The organism is Mesorhizobium silamurunense (genome assembly GCF_014843825.1).
GTDB classification, from domain to species: Bacteria; Pseudomonadota; Alphaproteobacteria; order Rhizobiales; family Rhizobiaceae; genus Mesorhizobium; species Mesorhizobium silamurunense.
The window spans coordinates 1-15,120 of the sequence record NZ_JHQR01000044.1 but is presented as its reverse complement, the minus strand read 5'-3'; the positions used below and the strand labels follow the sequence as shown (position 1 = coordinate 15,120).

The 15,120-nt window shown below is 64.7% G+C and carries 17 protein-coding genes; 3 read left to right on the top strand and 14 right to left on the bottom strand.

The genetic code is table 11. The features are described from left to right. Nucleotides 1–29 precede the first annotated feature (29 nt). Genes DH10_RS04375 through DH10_RS04365 form a run of 3 tightly spaced genes read left to right on the top strand, consistent with a single transcriptional unit; the run spans nucleotide 30 to nucleotide 1,737 of the window. A complete protein-coding gene (locus tag DH10_RS04375; protein ID WP_192251193.1) occupies nucleotides 30–317 on the top strand; it encodes a PqqD family protein in 288 nt (95 codons plus the stop codon). Next, nucleotides 317–751: a lasso peptide biosynthesis B2 protein gene (locus DH10_RS04370; protein ID WP_192251197.1), complete on the top strand. Its 435-nt coding sequence runs from the start codon at nucleotides 317–319 to the stop codon at nucleotides 749–751. Before DH10_RS04375 ends, DH10_RS04370 begins: the two co-directional genes overlap by 1 nt. Further along, nucleotides 748–1,737: a serine kinase gene (locus DH10_RS04365; RefSeq protein ID WP_192251200.1), complete on the top strand. Its 990-nt coding sequence runs from the start codon at nucleotides 748–750 to the stop codon at nucleotides 1,735–1,737. Before DH10_RS04370 ends, DH10_RS04365 begins: the two co-directional genes overlap by 4 nt. 27 nt (nucleotides 1,738–1,764) lie before the next feature. On the opposite strand, the gene DH10_RS04360 is transcribed toward DH10_RS04365, so the two are convergent. The 14 genes from DH10_RS04360 to DH10_RS04295 form a co-directional block, all read right to left on the bottom strand. Continuing rightward, nucleotides 1,765–2,790: a nucleotidyltransferase family protein gene (locus DH10_RS04360; RefSeq protein WP_192251203.1), complete on the bottom strand. Its 1,026-nt coding sequence runs from the start codon at nucleotides 2,788–2,790 to the stop codon at nucleotides 1,765–1,767. Nucleotides 2,791–2,863: 73 nt separating this feature from the next. After that, a complete protein-coding gene (gene dhaK / locus DH10_RS04355; RefSeq protein WP_192251207.1) occupies nucleotides 2,864–3,850 on the bottom strand; it encodes a dihydroxyacetone kinase subunit DhaK in 987 nt (328 codons plus the stop codon). A 78-nt stretch (nucleotides 3,851–3,928) separates the two neighbouring features. Next, entirely contained in the window at nucleotides 3,929–4,363 is a 435-nt protein-coding gene (locus DH10_RS04350) for a hypothetical protein (protein WP_192251210.1), read from the bottom strand. A gap of 7 nt (nucleotides 4,364–4,370) precedes the next feature. Beyond that, nucleotides 4,371–5,945, bottom strand: a complete 1,575-nt coding sequence (gene ptsP / locus DH10_RS04345) for a phosphoenolpyruvate--protein phosphotransferase (RefSeq protein WP_192251264.1) — start codon at nucleotides 5,943–5,945, stop codon at nucleotides 4,371–4,373. Between the two features lie 41 nt (nucleotides 5,946–5,986). Beyond that, complete coding sequence (locus tag DH10_RS04340) at nucleotides 5,987–6,289, bottom strand: HPr family phosphocarrier protein (protein WP_192251213.1); 303 nt, start codon at nucleotides 6,287–6,289, stop codon at nucleotides 5,987–5,989. A gap of 19 nt (nucleotides 6,290–6,308) precedes the next feature. Beyond that, the gene (dhaM, locus tag DH10_RS04335; RefSeq protein ID WP_126086216.1) at nucleotides 6,309–6,698 is read right to left on the bottom strand and encodes a dihydroxyacetone kinase phosphoryl donor subunit DhaM; all 390 of its coding nucleotides are present in this window, start codon (nucleotides 6,696–6,698) and stop codon (nucleotides 6,309–6,311) included. Then, nucleotides 6,698–7,297, bottom strand: a complete 600-nt coding sequence (dhaL, locus tag DH10_RS04330; protein ID WP_192251216.1) for a dihydroxyacetone kinase subunit DhaL — start codon at nucleotides 7,295–7,297, stop codon at nucleotides 6,698–6,700. The genes dhaM and dhaL overlap by 1 nt, the downstream gene beginning before the upstream one ends. A gap of 10 nt (nucleotides 7,298–7,307) precedes the next feature. Continuing rightward, nucleotides 7,308–8,948, bottom strand: a complete 1,641-nt coding sequence (locus DH10_RS04325) for a dihydroxyacetone kinase subunit DhaK (RefSeq protein ID WP_192251219.1) — start codon at nucleotides 8,946–8,948, stop codon at nucleotides 7,308–7,310. 51 nt (nucleotides 8,949–8,999) lie between these two features. Continuing rightward, nucleotides 9,000–10,013 (bottom strand): ABC transporter ATP-binding protein, encoded by a 1,014-nt coding sequence (locus tag DH10_RS04320; protein WP_192251222.1) that lies wholly within the window; start codon nucleotides 10,011–10,013, stop codon nucleotides 9,000–9,002. Further along, nucleotides 10,006–11,112 carry an ABC transporter ATP-binding protein gene (locus tag DH10_RS04315; RefSeq protein WP_192251225.1) on the bottom strand — a complete coding sequence of 369 codons (1,107 nt, stop codon included), beginning with the start codon at nucleotides 11,110–11,112 and terminating at the stop codon, nucleotides 10,006–10,008. The genes DH10_RS04320 and DH10_RS04315 overlap by 8 nt, the downstream gene beginning before the upstream one ends. A gap of 2 nt (nucleotides 11,113–11,114) precedes the next feature. After that, on the bottom strand, nucleotides 11,115–11,321 hold the full coding sequence (locus DH10_RS04310) for a hypothetical protein (RefSeq protein WP_192251229.1): 207 nt from the start codon (nucleotides 11,319–11,321) through the stop codon (nucleotides 11,115–11,117). Beyond that, the gene (locus DH10_RS04305) at nucleotides 11,318–12,268 is read right to left on the bottom strand and encodes a carbohydrate ABC transporter permease (protein ID WP_192251233.1); all 951 of its coding nucleotides are present in this window, start codon (nucleotides 12,266–12,268) and stop codon (nucleotides 11,318–11,320) included. The genes DH10_RS04310 and DH10_RS04305 overlap by 4 nt, the downstream gene beginning before the upstream one ends. Further along, a complete protein-coding gene (locus DH10_RS04300; protein ID WP_192251236.1) occupies nucleotides 12,265–13,212 on the bottom strand; it encodes a carbohydrate ABC transporter permease in 948 nt (315 codons plus the stop codon). Before DH10_RS04300 ends, DH10_RS04305 begins: the two co-directional genes overlap by 4 nt. 107 nt (nucleotides 13,213–13,319) lie before the next feature. Beyond that, complete coding sequence (locus tag DH10_RS04295) at nucleotides 13,320–14,651, bottom strand: ABC transporter substrate-binding protein (RefSeq protein WP_192251239.1); 1,332 nt, start codon at nucleotides 14,649–14,651, stop codon at nucleotides 13,320–13,322. Between the last annotated feature and the right edge of the window lie 469 nt (nucleotides 14,652–15,120).

The window sequence follows — 15,120 nt, the reverse complement described above, 5'->3', positions numbered from 1 at the left end:
TAATTGCACTTCGGCAAGGGAGCGGGCGCATGGTCGAAATCGCCTCTGAAATGGTTCTGCGGCTGGCGGAGGACGCCTCCGTGCAGCATGTCGGCGACGGCGCCGTCGTGCTTCTGGCGCGCAGCGGCCAGCTCTACACCTGCAACGGCACCGCCGAAGCCTTCCTCGACAAGGTCGACGGCGAGCGCAGCCTCGACCAGATCGTCGACCTGTTGTCGGACGAGTTCGAAGTCGACAAGGCCACGCTCGATGAGGATATCGCCGCCCTTGCCGCAGAGCTGGTGGCCGAAGGCATCCTCGCCGACCCGGGCGCGTAATGGCCGACGGACCGTTCCTGCGCACCCTGTTCCGCACCCATCTGTGGCTGAGCGCCCGCGTGCTGCCGGTACTGGTCGCCCGGCGCGATTTCGAAAGCGTGCTGAAATTGGCGCCATTGCAATTGCCCGCACCCTATCGCGGCCTGCCGTGGAGCTACATCGTCGCTTGTGTCAACCGCACGGTCCGGCACCCCTGGGTCATGCGTGATCGCAGATGCCTGAGGGAGGGGCTGCTCGGTTTCCGCTTTCTGCGCATGGCGGGTTTCGACCCCGACCTCCACTTCGGTGTCGATGCCAAATCGATGCACGAGCCGCGCCTGTCGGCGCATTGCTGGGTCTGCCTCGACGGCAAGCCGGTGGTCAGCGACAGCCTTCCCGACATGGTTGAAATCTACCGCCATCCCGGCGGCAGCGTGAAGGCGCGCGCCGCTTGACCGGTCCGGGAGCCACCTTCTGCTATGACCTCAACGGCCAGGTCATCGGCATATCGGCGGAGCGCACCGAGCTCTGGCCGAGCTTCGACCTGATGCTCGGCGCCTTGCGTGTCGATGAAGCGGTCGAACCCGGTTTTCGCATCGATATCCTCGAAACGTCGGCGCTGCCGGAAAACCCGGAAGGGAAGCTGGCTTTCGACGGCGATATGCCGCTGGACGGCCATTGCCGTATCATCGACGCCGGAGACGTCTTCCATTTGGTCTTTCCCGGCCTCCAGACGGCCTCGATCCATGCCGATCAGGGCTCGGCCGAAATCCGCGTTCATCCCGACAGCAAGGTCAAATGGACGCTGCTGATGATGGTGCTGGACGCCGCGCTGGATGCGGGCGGGCAGCACATGCTCCATACCGCCGGCCTGACGCTGCCCGAACGCGAGGCGCTCGTGCTGATCCACGCGCCGAGCGGCACCGGCAAGTCGACGACGTCAATGGCGCTGGCATCGCGAGGCTTCGGCCTTTGCTCGGACGATGTCATGATCCTCAGCGCGACACCTGATGGCACCTTGGCCTGGGGCATGCCGCGGAAGGTGAAGATCCATCGCAACACCGCGGCGATGCTGCCATTCCTCTCCCCCTGCCTTGGCGACACATGGGACGCGGAGGGCGAGCAGGCCGTCTCGCTGGAGCGCCTCGGCGAGATCATCCGCGTCGAGGAGGTTCGTGCCAGGCCGGTCGCGGCGCTCTTGCATCTGGCGCGCTCGGCCGACGGCCACACCCGACTCACGCCCTTGGCCAGGACCGATGCGATGGTGGCGCTTGCCACCGACAATGTCAGGACCGGCATGACCGGCCTCTTGCCGATGCAGAGACGGCGCATGGCGTCGATCGCGGCACTGGTCAAGGCAGTCCCGACCTTTACGTTGGAAGTCGGCTCTAGCCCGGCGGACGCGGCGGCGTTGATCCGCGCCGTGCTGGCTCGGGCCTAGACCGGATACCTCCCCCATCGAGGGCTCTCAGGCCGGATAGGGCCTTGGCCGGGCCAACCGCTGGACCCAGCGGAAGGCATCGCGGCTGAGACGCGACCGCATCTTGTCCCGCGAATTGACCCTAAGCAGCATGTTGCCGGTGATCAGCCACTTGGCGAGCCGTATCGACAGATCGGGCTTGATGCGGTTGGCAAGCTCGATCGCGCGCGGTTCGTCGAACAGGCGTCCGGTCACGTTGAGGACAGTTGCCAGCTCGAGCTCGATCCCGGTCATGCGCGCAGCCTCGAGCAGGCACGCTTCCGCCTCCGGCGACCGCAGCGCGCGCACCCCCTGCAACACGTCGACGCAAAGCTGCAGCCGGTGGAATTTGTGGCCGCCGGCCACGTGAACGATGGCGATGGTGAGCAGCGATGCCGGCGTATCGGTCTCGCGGCCATCGATGGCCTGCAGCTCACGAAAGCCGAGCGATAGCCGCCGCCGCATGCCGGTGTCATGCACCAGGTTGCCGTGCAGCTCGATCAATAGGCTGGAGTTCTCCTTCTCCAGCCACTTGAACTCCTGCAACTCGTGCGACTCAGCCTCGCCGCTGCCGAGGACGAAGCCGCAGCCGGCGATCACGCTGTTGGCCTCGCCGATGCTGGCGGGACCGACAAGAATGTCGATGTCGGTGAACGGCCGATCGGCGGCATGGCGATAGAGCTTGCGCGCGAAGACCGGTCCCTTGACGATGCGGGCGGGAACGCCTTTCGCCGCCAGCGCCTTCATGATGCGGTCGCCGTGATATTGCAGGAGCATCGACTGCCCGGTCGCCAGCGTCGCCTGGTCGCGCAACTCGGAGAGTTTCTGCCGCAAGGCGGCATCGTCCGGCAGGTTGGCGTCGCCGCGCTCGCGGAGCTTGCGCAGCATGATCGGCAGCACGCCGTGGAATTCGGCATTGGCGAGCAACGCCTTCAAGCCGGTTGCCGAAAGATTCCGGTCTCGATCAGCCGGCGTCTCGGGGTCGGCAAAGTCGAGCAGCAGTTTTTCTTCGGCAGGCGAAAGCGGGGGCAGCATCAACCGGGCAGCGTCGCGAATGGCAAATTCGGCGAATATGGTCGCAGAAAAGCCCGGGCGGCGCCAGCGGAGGCTACATCCCCCAGCGCAGCGCCGCCGTATGCACCGGGGCATCCCACAGCGCCGCCGTCTCGTCGTCGAGCATCGTCAGCGTGATCGAGCAGCCGGCCATGTCGAGCGAGGTGACATAGGAGCCGACCAGCGAGCGTGTCACCGTCACCCCGCTCTTCTCGAAGATTCTGCGGGCGCTGTTGTACATCAAATAAAGTTCCATCGACGGCGTTCCGCCAAAGCCGTTGACGAAGAGCAGCGCCGGTCCCTTGGCGCGTTTGCCGAGGTCGCCGACGATGGCCGCGCAGATCTCCTCGGCGATGGCGTCGGCGCTCTTCAGCGCGTCGCGCCGCCTGCCGGGCTCGCCATGGATGCCGACGCCGAATTCCATCTCGTTGTCGCCGATCTCGAAGGTAGGCCTGCCGGCCGCCGGCACGGTGCAACTGGTCAGCGCCACGCCCATCGAACGCGTCGCGGCGTTGACGCGATCGCCGAGCGCCTTGAGCTCCGGCAGCGTCATGCCCTGCTCGGCGGCGGCACCCACGATCTTCTCCACCACCAGCGTGCCGGCGACGCCGCGCCGCCCGGTCGTGTAGGACGAGTTCTCGACCGCGACATCGTCATTGGTCACCACCTGCAGCACACCTTCCGACATTTCGGCCGCCATGTCGAAGTTCATCACGTCGCCTTCGTAGTTCTTGACGATGAACAGGCAGCCGGCGCCGGTGTCGACGGCCTGCACGGCCGCGAGCATCTGGTCCGGCGTCGGCGAAGTGAAGACCTGGCCCGGGCAGGCGGCGTCCAGCATGCCGTCGCCGACCAGCCCGCCATGCAACGGCTCGTGGCCGGAGCCGCCGCCCGAGATCAGCGCTACCTTGCCGGGCTTGAGCTCCTTGCGGCGGACGAATTTGTGCTCATCGCCGAGCACGAGGATGTCGGAATGCGCGGCGACGAAGCCGTCCAGGCTTTCGGTCAGGACTGTATCGACCGCGTTGATAAACTTCTTCATGGCAGTCCTCCCAACAGTCTTCATTTTACGCAATTCCGAACGGAAAACCGCTGCACACTTTTCCTGGAATTGCTTTGCTCAGCCGCTGCTGCCCTTGCCGGCGATGCTGGTTATCTTCTGGATGAATTCGTTGATCGCCCGGTCGAGCGCGGCATTCTGCTTGTCGTCGCCGAAATCCGGCACGATGAGCGAAACGTGGCGCGTCTTGCGGGGGCCTGAAGCCGCCGGCAGCTTTCCGGGATGCGCCTGGTGATAGGCGACCAGGAATTGGTCGCGCTCGGCCGGACTGAAATGGCAGACAGTGAAGATGGAAGGCAAATGCTTTGACGGGATCGGGATCGAATAGGCCGGGCTTGAGATCTGCGTGACAAAGCTGCGATGCTTGCCGAGCGCATCGGCAAGACGCTGGCGCATGCCGGAAGGTCGCTGGTCGATGACCTGCGACAGGATCGTCTTGTAGGCGCGAATCGCGTCTTCCGCGCCGGCTTCTTGTATCTTGGCTGCCTTGGCCATGCCGTGCTTACACCGAGACGCCCGCGATGGCTGCCTTGGCCATGGCGAGTTGTGCTGGAGCCACCGAAAGGTCGCGCAGGCCGGCTTCGAGCAGCGCAGGGATAGCGGCCGGATCGCCGCCGGCATCGCCACAGAGGCTAACGGGAATCCCTTGCTCCCGCCCGAAAGCCGCGACCGAAGCGATCAGCCGCAGGACGGCCGGGTGGCGGACCGAATTGAGAGGCGCCACGGCGGCATTGTCGCGCGCGGCCGCCATCACATATTGCGTCAGGTCGTTGGAGCCGATCGAGAAGAAGGCGACGTTGGCGAAGGCTTCCGGCGCGATCGCTACCGACGGCACCTCGACCATGATGCCGAGCGGCGGCAGCTTGTGCGCAGCACCGCCCATCGCAAGAGCGGCCTGCTCCTCCGCGAACAGCGCGGCGGCTTGGCTGTACTCTTCGGCGGTGGCGATCATCGGAAACATCACCTTCAGATTGCCGTGTACGGCGGCGCGCAGCAATGCCCGGATTTGCACCCGGAAAATGTCGCGTCGCGCCAGCGACAGCCTGATGCCGCGCAGGCCGAGGAAGGGATTGGTTTCCTCGACGGTGAAACCGGGAACCGGCTTGTCGCCGCCGGCATCGACGGTGCGGATGGTCACCGGTTTGTCGCCCGCCCATTCCAGCACCTTGCGATAGGCATGGTACTGCGTCTCCTCGTCCGGCAGCGACTTGCCGAACAGGAATTCAGTCCGCATCAGGCCGACGCCGTCACAAGTCTCGATATCGATGCCGTCGACATCGGAAGGGTAGGCAATGTTGACCTGCACCCGCACAGGAGTGCCGGTCCTGGTCACGGCCGGCTGGGCTAGAAAAGCCTGCGCCTTGCCCTGTCGCGTCGCGAAGGAGGAGGATGACTGCCGGAACGCTTCGAGTTCCGCAGGCGAGGGCGAAAACACGATGCCGCCATGCTCGGCGTCGAGCAGCGCGTTCCCTGTGGGTCTATCCGCCGAAGCGCCAAGCCCCACCACCATCGGCACGCCGCGCGAGCGCGCCAGCATGGCAACATGGCTGGCCGAACTGCCGCCCTTGAGCGCGATGCCGCCGCCGCTGCTCCAGTCGGTTTCGAGGAAGCGCGTCGGCGCGATGTCCGTGCCGTAGAGGATGGCGCCGGGGGATGCCGCCAAGTCGCTGTCCTCGCTCAGCGCCCGCAGCACCTGATCACGGATGTCGCGCAAGTCGGCGGCGCGCGCGCGGAAATAGTCCTGGTTGGATGCCTCGTAGTCGGCGATCTCGCCATCCAGCGCCTGCCGCCAGGCGACGTCGGCAGGCTCCCCGGAGCCGATCGACACGAAGGCCGGACCGCTCAGTGCGTCGTCCTCCAGCATCGCGATATGAAATTCGAGTATGCCGGCGGCGTCGCCGTCGGCGTTTTCGACAAGTGACGTTAGTCGGCTTAACGCCTTGCCGATCGCCGCCTTCAGTGCTGCTTTTTCCTCCGCCGCGCCCGCCTTGCTTCTGTAGGCGGCCGGCGGCCGGTCGAGGTCGAACAGCGGCCCTTCGGCATAACCTGCAGAGGCGGGAATGCCTTCAATTCGCACGGTCAACAGCCCTTGCGGCTGGCGAATGCGTTTCGCCTGTTTCAAGCGGACCGGGCATGGTCCCTGTCCTCGTCGAAGTCGCGCTGCACCAGGTCGACCAGCGCTCCCACCGCTTCCACGGCGCCGTCACCTCTTGCTCTTATGTGCAGCAGAGTTCCCTTTGGTGCCTTAGCCGCCATCACCTTGACGATGCTCTTGGCGTCGAACCAGGGACCATTGGCGGCGATTGCCACTTCCACATCGGCCGCGAACGACTTGGCGAGCTTGGTGAACTTCACCGAAGGGCGCGCGTGCAGACCCACCTCGTGGGTGATCAGTACCGTGGCTTCGGCGGATGCGGACATTCAGTCGGTTCCCGTTCACTCACGACGGCGACAGTTCATGCGCCGTCGCCACCACTTCCTTGAGCGAGGCGCCGCCGGAGGATTCCGTCGCCGCCATCACCGCGCCCTCGACGATCGGCGCGTTGCAGACGACAATTCTGTGCGCCCGCGGCTCGCCGATCATCTCGACCGCCATCTCGCTGTTGGTCTCGGCGCCGCCGAGATCGACCAGGATGGCGACGCCAGCTTCCGACCAGGCCTTGTCGATCGCACCCATGATCGCCTCGACGCTGGTGCCGAGCCCGCCATGACCATTTCCGCCGCACCATGCAAGCGGCACTTCGTCGCCCACCATCTGGCGCACCATGTCGGCCGTGCCTTCGGCGACCAGCGGCGAATGCGAGACGATGACGATGCCGACATTGCTCATCAAAAACCCTCGACAGTTTCTGCGACTGCGCGCACCAGCAGCGCGGTCGAGCGCGCCCCGGCGTCCATATGCCCGATAGAGCGCTCGCCTAGGAAGGAGGCGCGCCCGCGCAAGGCCTTCATCGGCACGGTTGCATCTGCTGCGTGATCGGCGGCGTCGGCGATTTCGCTAGCCGTCTTGCCTTGCGCCAGCGCCTCATACACCGGTTGCAGCACGTCGAGCATGGTTTTTTGTCCCGGCTGCGATTTGCCGCGCGCCGAAACCGCCGCGATCGCCTTGCCCAGCGCCGCCGTCAGCGCGGCGCGGTCCGGTGCCGGGGACAATTCCTTGCCAAGCGCCATGAACAGCGTGCCGAACAGCGGACCGGAAGCACCGCCGACGGTCATCACCAGCTTGGTGCCCACAGCCTTCAGCGCGTCCGGCAGGGACTTGGCTGCAAATGCGTCCTTTTCGGCGCGCACGGCTTCGAAGCCGCGCTTCATATTAAGCCCGTGGTCGCCGTCGCCGATCGCCTGGTCGAGCGCGGTCAACTCGTCGGCATGCGCCGCGATCGTGTCCGCCGCCGCAGCGATCAATCGTGAGAAATCGGATGCGGCCATTCTCTGTCCTTCAAGCCGGGGCGAACATGGCCGCCACGGCCGCGAATACTTCTGCCACCGCAAAGGCGCCCGGATCCGCTATGTCAAGCTGGCGGCCGATATAGGCCGAGCGCCCGGCCTTCGCCTTCTGCATTGCGGCGGTCGCCTCCGCGCCGTGCCGTGCCGCCTTGGCCGCCGATTCCAGCCCGCTCGCGTCGAGCGCTTTCAGCGCCGGCTCCAGCGCATCGACCATTGTGCGGTCGCCGACCTTCGCGCCGCCGTAGAAGGTCATCCGATCGAGACCGGCAAGCAACGCCTTGCTAACCGGCACGCCGCCTCTGAGCGACTGCGCCGCTGCCGTGAAGAAGATCGACAAAAGCACGCCGCTGGAACCGCCCATCGAGGTCCCCAATATATCGCCGATTGCGGCAAGCGTTGCAGCCCGGTCGGCAAGCGGCAGAGTATCGAGGCGGTGAAGCACGCTGCGCGCGCCGGTCGCCACCGTCGACCCGGTGTCGCCGTCGCCGGCCTTGGCGTCTAGTCCGTTCAGTGTCTGTTCGAGCGAGATCAGTTTCTCGCAGACCGTGGCGATCAGCCGCTCGGCACCGGCATCGCGGCTGGCCGCCCTGGCGGCGTCGCGAATGGCAGGTTTGGCCGCCTCCACCACGACCGGCTGGCGAACCGGCTTCGCCGGCAGCCAGGCGTGCGGGCCGACCGGTGCGAGCAGCGCCGCCTCGCGCTCGGCATCCAGCTTGATCAGCGACAGCGAGAAACCGTTCATGTTGAGGGCGGTCATCAGATGTCCCGGACCGACCGTCAGCGTCACCGCCTTTGCCAGCGGCGAGGCAAGCGCCGCGTTGGCGATCAGCGACATTTCGAGCGGTGGCACCGATCCGAGATTGTTGATCAGCAGGGCGTAGTGGCCATGCGGGTCGAGCCGCGCGGCGAGACGCTCGGCCATGATGGCAACCAGCTTGGTGGCGCTCTGCAGAGCGATGCGCTCGACGCCCGGCTCGCCATGGATGCCGAGGCCGAGCTCGCCGTCATCGGCGCCGAAGCGATCCTCATGCGCCTGTCCAGGGATCGAGCAGGAGGAGAGCGAGATGCCGAGCGAAACGATGTCCTTTGCCGCCCCGCGCGCCGCCGCCGCGACCGATGCCAGATCATGGCCAGTCTCGGACAGATGCCCGGCAATCTTGTGCGCGAACAGTGTCCCGGCGACGCCGCGCGGCTGGGCGATGTCGGGCAGCGCGATGTCGTCGCCGACGATCACCATTTCGACCGCAAAACCTTCCGCGCGCGCTTTCTCCGCGGCGAGGCCGAAATTGAGCCGGTCGCCCGTGTAGTTCTTGACGATCAGCAGGCAGCCGGCTGGCCCGGTCGTCGCGCGGATCGCCGCCAGCACCGCCTCGACGCTCGGCGAAGCAAAGATCTCGCCCGAGACTGCCGCTGTCAGCATGCCGGCGCCGACGAAGCCGGCATGCGACGGCTCGTGCCCGGCGCCACCGCCGGACACGACGCTGACTTTCGTCTTGTCCCAGTCGGCGCGCAGCACGACCTTGATTTCGGGATAGCCGTCGAGGCGCGCCAGCGCGCCGGAGCCAGCGGTGGCAAGAAAGCCATCCAGCGCTTCGGTGACGATCGTCTCTTTGCGGTTGAAAAAGTGCTTCATGGATTTCGTCCAGTCCGTATCTGCGGTCGTGAAAACATGTGCGTGAGCCGGCTACATCAACCTTTGCCCGTCCGAACCGAAATAAAGCGGCGCGCGATAGCGGATCGTCACTCTGTCCCCCTTTTCGAGCGGTGTGTCGGGATCGGTCAGCGTCACCAGCTTCTTCGCGCCCACCGTCACATGCAGATGGTTCTGGTCGCCGAGATGCTCGACCCAGTCGACGACGCCGTCGGCATGGCCGTTCGCCGCCTTCTCGATCGACAGATGCTCGGTGCGGGCGCCGATCGTCGTCGTGCCGGTCGGCGCGCCGCCGTCGGGCAGCAGGCCGGCCGGCAGAAGGTTGATCGCCGGCTGGCCGAGGCGGGCCGCGACATGCAGGTTTGCCGGCTCCGAATAGATCGCGCGCGGCGTGCCGATCTGCACCAGAACGCCTTCCGAGAGGATGCCGATGCGGTCGGCCATAGTCATCGCCTCGATCTGGTCGTGCGTGACATAGAGCATGGTGGCGCCGAGCTCCGACTGGATGCGTTTCAGCTCGAGCCTGAGGTCGGCGCGCAGCTTGGCGTCGAGCGAGGACAACGGCTCGTCCATCAGGTAGATCGCCGGCTTCCGCACCAGCGCGCGGCCGATGGCGACGCGCTGCATCTCGCCGCCCGACAATTTGGTCGAGCGGTTGTTGAGCTTGTGGTCGATGCGCACCATCCGCGCCACTTCCTCGACCCGGCGACGCACCGCCTCTTCGGGGAAGCGCCGCGCCGGCGAGCGCAGCGGGAAGGCGAGGTTGTCGTAGACCGACAGATGCGGGTAGAGCGAGTATTGCTGGAACACGAAAGCGGTGTCGCGCTCGGCCGGCGACAGCATCGTCGCGTCGTGGCCGCCGATGCGGATCGTGCCGCTGTCCGGCCGCTCCAGCCCGGCGATCAGCCTGAGCGTCGTCGTCTTGCCGGCGCCGGTCGGGCCGAGCAGCACGACGAATTCGCCGTCCTTGATCTGCAGATCGAGATTGTCGATGGCGACGGTCTCGCCGAAGCTCTTGGTCACCCCCTGGACATGGACGTCAGCCATGGCGCGCCTCCGCTACCTGATCGTGCATGGCGGTCCTGACCGCGCGTCCAGTGCCTTTCTCGAACAGCGACAGCCGCGCGCTGCTCAACGTCAATCCGACCTGCTCGCCCGGGTTCAGATGGAGGCCTGCCGGCACCCGGGCCTTGATGATGCCGTCCGCCGTCTCCACCGCGACGATCTGGGTGGTGCCGAGATATTCGGTGCCGTAGATCGCGCCGCGCAGCTTCGAAGCGTCGTCGAAGCGGATATGCTCGGGCCGGATGCCGAGCGCCATGTCGGCGGGTGCGATATCCTCACGCACTTCCGGGACCGCGACTTTGGCACCCTGCACGACGATCTCTTTCGCGCCCTTGGCGAGCCGGCCGCCGAAGCGCAAAAAGTTCATAGGCGGCGAGCCGATGAAGTCGGCGACGAACATCGTCGCCGGCCGGTCGTAGATTTCGCGCGGGCTTCCGAACTGTTCGATGACGCCGTGGTTCATCACCGCGATCTTGTCGGCCATCGACATCGCTTCCATCTGGTCATGCGTGACATAGACGGTCGTGGCGTGGATGCGGTTGTGCAATTCGCGCAGTTCATGGACCATTAGGTCGCGAAATTCGGTGTCCAAAGTGCCGAGCGGCTCGTCCATGAGAAAACATTTCGGTCGCCGCACGATGGCGCGGCCGAGCGCCACGCGCTGGCGGTCGCCGCCGGCAAGGCCGGAGACCGACTTGTCGAGCAGATGGTCGATGCGAAGCAGCTTCGCCGTTTCCTCGACGCGGGTGCGGATCTCGGCCGAAGCCATGCCTTGCGCCAGCAGCGGGAAGCCGATGTTCTTGCGCACATTCATGTGCGGATAGAGCGCGAAGAGCTGGAAGACGAAGGCGATGTCGCGCTCGCGGGCGCGGCGCATGGTGACGTCCTCGCCGCCGAGCAGGATCTTGCCGCCGGTCGGCAGTTCGAGGCCGGCGATCATTCTCAGCGTCGTCGTCTTGCCGCAGCCCGACGGTCCGAGCATGACGAAGAACTCGCCGTCCTCCACGACGAAGTTGGAATCCTGCACGGCGACGAAATCGCCGAAGGCTTTCCTCAGGTTCTGAACACGGATCTCTGCCATGGCTATTCCGGGAATTTCGAGACGATGATGAACATGGCCGTGCCGGCGAGCATGGTGACGAAGGAATAGCTGTAGAGCGACAGCGCGAAGGGCTGGAACAGCATCAGGAAGCCGATGGCGATGATTGCGGTGGCGATGTTTTCCATCAGGCCGCGCCTTGCCCAGGTGGGCCAGCGCGATTTGCGTTTTGCGGGCTGGATCGTGCTCATTTACGCACCGCGCCGAAGGTGATGCCGCGCAGCAATTGCTTGCGGAGCAGGATGGTGAAGACGAGGATCGGCACCAGGAAGATCGTCGTGCCCGCGGCCACCGCCGGCCAGTCCTGTCCGCCTTCGCCGATGATGGTCGGGATGAAGGGCGGCGCGGTCTGCGCCGTGCCCGACGTCAAAAGCGCGGCGAAAGCGTATTCGTTCCAGGCAAAGATCAGGCAGAAGATGGCGGTCGCCGCGATACCCGTGGTCGCCTGCGGCAGCACGGTGCGCCAGAAGGCCTGCAGCCGCGTGTAGCCGTCGATCATCGCCGCTTCCTCATATTCGCGCGGGATCTCGTCGATGAAGCCCTTGAGCAGCCAGACGGCCAAAGAGACGTTGACCGCAGTGTAGAGCAGGATCATGCCGAGCGCGGTGTCGGAAAGGCCGAGCTCGCGGTACATCAGGTAGATCGGGATCGCCACCGCGATCGGCGGCATGAAGCGCGTCGACAGGATGAAGAACAGAAGATCGTCGGCCAGAGGCACCTTGAAGCGTGAGAAGCCATAGGCCGACAGCGTGCCGAGGAACACCGCGCAGAAGGTCGAGCCGAAGGCGATGATCAGCGAATTGACGAAGCGCGGCAGGAAGTTCGACGGCCCGGCGATCACCATGTTGCGCTTGCGCACCGTCTCGTCGCAGAAGCCGGTCGCCGGTCCGAGCGAGTTGATGTATTCCGGCGTCTGCCTGGTGCGGGTCGTAAACAGGTTGCAATAGCCCTCGATGCTCGGCTGGAAGACGATCTTCGGTGGATAGGCGATCGAATCCGGCGGCGTCTTGAAGCTGGTGGCGAAGATCCACAAGAGCGGCACGATCGAGATCAGCGCGTAGCCGACGACGAGCACGCCGGCGATCCGCTTCGAATTCGACGACGGCGCTACGACGGAATGGGCGGTGGTCAGGCTCATCTCTGCTTCACCTTGTTGAGCGCCTTCACGTAGATGTTGGCCAGCCCGAACACCGCGACGAATAGGATGATGGCGAAGGCCGAGGAATAGCCGGTGCGCCAGCTTTCGAAGGCCTGCCGCTTCAGCGTGATCGAGGCGACCTCGGTGGTCGAGCCGGGCCCGCCGCCGGTCAAGAGGTTGACCATGTCGAACATCTTGAAGTTCTCGATGCCGCGGAACAGCACCGCCAGCATGATGAACGGCAGCGCCATCGGCAGGGTGATCGACCAGAACTGCCGCCAGTTGGAGGCGCGGTCGACCTCGGCCGCTTCATAGATGTATTCGGGGATCGAGCGTAAGCCCGCGAGGCAGATCAGCATCACGTAAGGCGTCCACATCCAGGTGTCGACGATGATGATCGCCCATGGCGCCAGCTCGACATTGGACAGCATCTGCACATTCGTCGGCGGAATGCCGGTGACGAATGAGATGACATAGGAGAACAGCCCGATCTGCGGCTCGTACAGGAAGCGCCAGAAATTGCCGACCACGGCAGGCGACAGCATCATCGGCACCAGGATGATCGTCGTCCAGAAGGCGTGGCCGCGGAATTTGCGGTCGATCAGCCAGGCGAGCGTGAAGCCGATCACCGTCTGCAACAGGATCGTCCAGAACACGAAATGCGCCGTCGTCTGCATGGCGATCCAGACGTCCTGGTCGCCCAGGATGCGCCGGTAGTTGGCGAGCCCGAGGTTCTTCACCACCTCGTTGGGGCGGTTGGCGCGGTAATTGGTGAAGGACAGATAGATCGCCCAGAACAGCGGAAAGATATTAATGGCGAGCAACAGAAGGATCGTCGGCGAGATGAACAGCCAGGCGAGGCCCTTGTCGCTGATGCCCCGGATCTTCTTGGCCAACGGCTCCGGTGTCGCCCGGGCAACGTTGTCCGCAGTCCGATTGAGCATGGTTAGTCCTGCATCGGTCACTGGTCAGTCTCGGCGATGGAATTTATCTGAACTGCGTCCCGTGCCAAGGGCGGCACGGGACGCGTCGGTCGGGCTCGGGAGGAGCCTTACATTTTGCCGTCATCCTGGAAGATCTGCGTCCAGTCCTTGACGAGACCGTCGAGCGCATCCTTGGCCGAGCCCTGGCCGGCGACCACATAGTCGTGGAAGCGCTTCTGCGAGGCCTGCAGCAGCGGCGCGTAGCTGGGTTCCGCCCAGAAGTCCTTCACGATCGCCATGGAGTCGAGGAAGGCCTGCGCATAGGGCTGGCTGGACGGGAATTTCGGGTCCTTGACGACTGAGTTCAGGCAGGAATAGCCGCCGAGCGACCACCATTTCGCCTGCACATCCTTGTTGGCGAACCACTTGATGTATTTCAGCGCCGATTCCTGCTTGTCGGAGTAGGACACCACCGAGATGCCCTGGCCGCCGAGCTGCGCGAACTGGTCGCCGTCGGGACCTTTCGGGTTGACGAAATAACCGATCTTGTCGCCGCCGACATTCTCGTCCTTCTGCAGGCCCGGCCAGGTGAAGGCGAAGTTCATATGCATCGCCACCTGTCCGGATTTGAAGGCGTCGACGCCTTCGCCCATATAGCTGTTCGAGGCGCCGGGCGGCGTGCAGCAGTCATAGAGCGCCTTGTAGAATTCCAGCCCCTTCGCCGACTTCTCGGAATTGACGAAGCCTTCCATCTCGTAAGGCTTCTTCGGGTTCTCGTACTGGAAGCCGTAGCTGTAGAGCACGTCCATCGCGCCCATGGTGATGCCTTCCGAGCCGCGCTCGGTGTAGATCGATGCGCCATAAACGGTCTTGCCGTCGATCTGCCGCTTCTGGAAGAACTCGGCGATCTGCTTCAATTGGTCGAAGGTCGTCGGCGGGGCGAGGTCCCAGCCATATTTCTCCTTGAATTCCTTCTGCAACTCAGGCCGCGAGAACCAGTCCTTGCGATAGGTCCAGCCGACGACGTCGCCCATGGCCGGCAGCGCCCAGTAGTTCGGCGTGTTCTTCGGCCATTCCGAATAGCCGACCACGGTCGCCGGCACGAAGTCGTCCATGCTGATCTTCTCCTTGTCGAAGAAGTCGTTCAGCTTGACGTAGTGGCCGTTCTCGGCGGCGCCGCCGATCCACTGGCTGTCGCCGATGATCAGGTCGCAGAGCTTGCCGTGCGAGTTGAGCTCATTGAGGAAGCGATCGGCATAGTTGGTCCACGGCACGAACTCGAACTTCATGCCGATGCCGGTTTCCTTGGTGAAGTCCTTGGACAGTTCCACGAGCGCGTTGGCCGGGTCCCAGGCTGCCCAGCAAAGCGTCAGGTCTTCCGCATGCGCGGCGTTCGAGACGGCGGTCGACGCGGTGATCGCCGAGGCCAGTCCCAACGCCAGTTTCCAGGTCGATTTCATGCCTTACCTCCCATTTGCGAAACGCGTCCGGATGACGGTTTCAAGAGCCCCGTAACCCTCGCTCCTCCGAGGGCCTGAACATGACGCGCGATGCGCTGCCGATGTTTAGTAATTTGTTTAGTGATGCTCTTTTTACTAAACAACGCAAGTGAATTCGTTGCTGCGCCGCAGCATGGCGAAACGGATGGTTGAAATCATTGGGAAATAGCTGCCGGCCACTGCGGCCGGTCGTTCGTCAGTCTGCTCGGAGCAATTCCAGGAAAAGTGTGAAACGGTTTTCCGTCCGGAATTGCGCAGAACGCAAACTGACCCGACCGGTTGCGCGCTGTGCATCGCCGCTGATATGCGGGCGCCATGAACGCAGGACTTTTGCCGGAGCTTCCGGTATCCGCCGTGCTGCCGGCGCTCGGGCAGGCGCTCGGCGAGCGCAACAGCGCCGTGCTGGTGGCGCCGCCCGGCGCCGGCAAGA

What these genes read in the sequence shown, in the direction of transcription:
- DH10_RS04375 (WP_192251193.1), top strand. Translation starts at nt 30, where the DNA reads ATGGTCGAAATCGCCTCTGAAATGGTTCTGCGGCTGGCGGAGGACGCC.
- DH10_RS04370 (WP_192251197.1), top strand. Translation starts at nt 317, where the DNA reads ATGGCCGACGGACCGTTCCTGCGCACCCTGTTCCGCACCCATCTGTGG.
- DH10_RS04360 (WP_192251203.1), bottom strand. Translation starts at nt 2,790, where the DNA reads ATGCTGCCCCCGCTTTCGCCTGCCGAAGAAAAACTGCTGCTCGACTTT.
- dhaK (WP_192251207.1), bottom strand. Translation starts at nt 3,850, where the DNA reads ATGAAGAAGTTTATCAACGCGGTCGATACAGTCCTGACCGAAAGCCTG.
- DH10_RS04350 (WP_192251210.1), bottom strand. Translation starts at nt 4,363, where the DNA reads ATGGCCAAGGCAGCCAAGATACAAGAAGCCGGCGCGGAAGACGCGATT.
- DH10_RS04340 (WP_192251213.1), bottom strand. Translation starts at nt 6,289, where the DNA reads ATGTCCGCATCCGCCGAAGCCACGGTACTGATCACCCACGAGGTGGGT.
- dhaM (WP_126086216.1), bottom strand. Translation starts at nt 6,698, where the DNA reads ATGAGCAATGTCGGCATCGTCATCGTCTCGCATTCGCCGCTGGTCGCC.
- dhaL (WP_192251216.1), bottom strand. Translation starts at nt 7,297, where the DNA reads ATGGCCGCATCCGATTTCTCACGATTGATCGCTGCGGCGGCGGACACG.
- DH10_RS04325 (WP_192251219.1), bottom strand. Translation starts at nt 8,948, where the DNA reads ATGAAGCACTTTTTCAACCGCAAAGAGACGATCGTCACCGAAGCGCTG.
- DH10_RS04320 (WP_192251222.1), bottom strand. Translation starts at nt 10,013, where the DNA reads ATGGCTGACGTCCATGTCCAGGGGGTGACCAAGAGCTTCGGCGAGACC.
- DH10_RS04315 (WP_192251225.1), bottom strand. Translation starts at nt 11,112, where the DNA reads ATGGCAGAGATCCGTGTTCAGAACCTGAGGAAAGCCTTCGGCGATTTC.
- DH10_RS04310 (WP_192251229.1), bottom strand. Translation starts at nt 11,321, where the DNA reads ATGAGCACGATCCAGCCCGCAAAACGCAAATCGCGCTGGCCCACCTGG.
- DH10_RS04305 (WP_192251233.1), bottom strand. Translation starts at nt 12,268, where the DNA reads ATGAGCCTGACCACCGCCCATTCCGTCGTAGCGCCGTCGTCGAATTCG.
- DH10_RS04300 (WP_192251236.1), bottom strand. Translation starts at nt 13,212, where the DNA reads ATGCTCAATCGGACTGCGGACAACGTTGCCCGGGCGACACCGGAGCCG.
- DH10_RS04295 (WP_192251239.1), bottom strand. Translation starts at nt 14,651, where the DNA reads ATGAAATCGACCTGGAAACTGGCGTTGGGACTGGCCTCGGCGATCACC.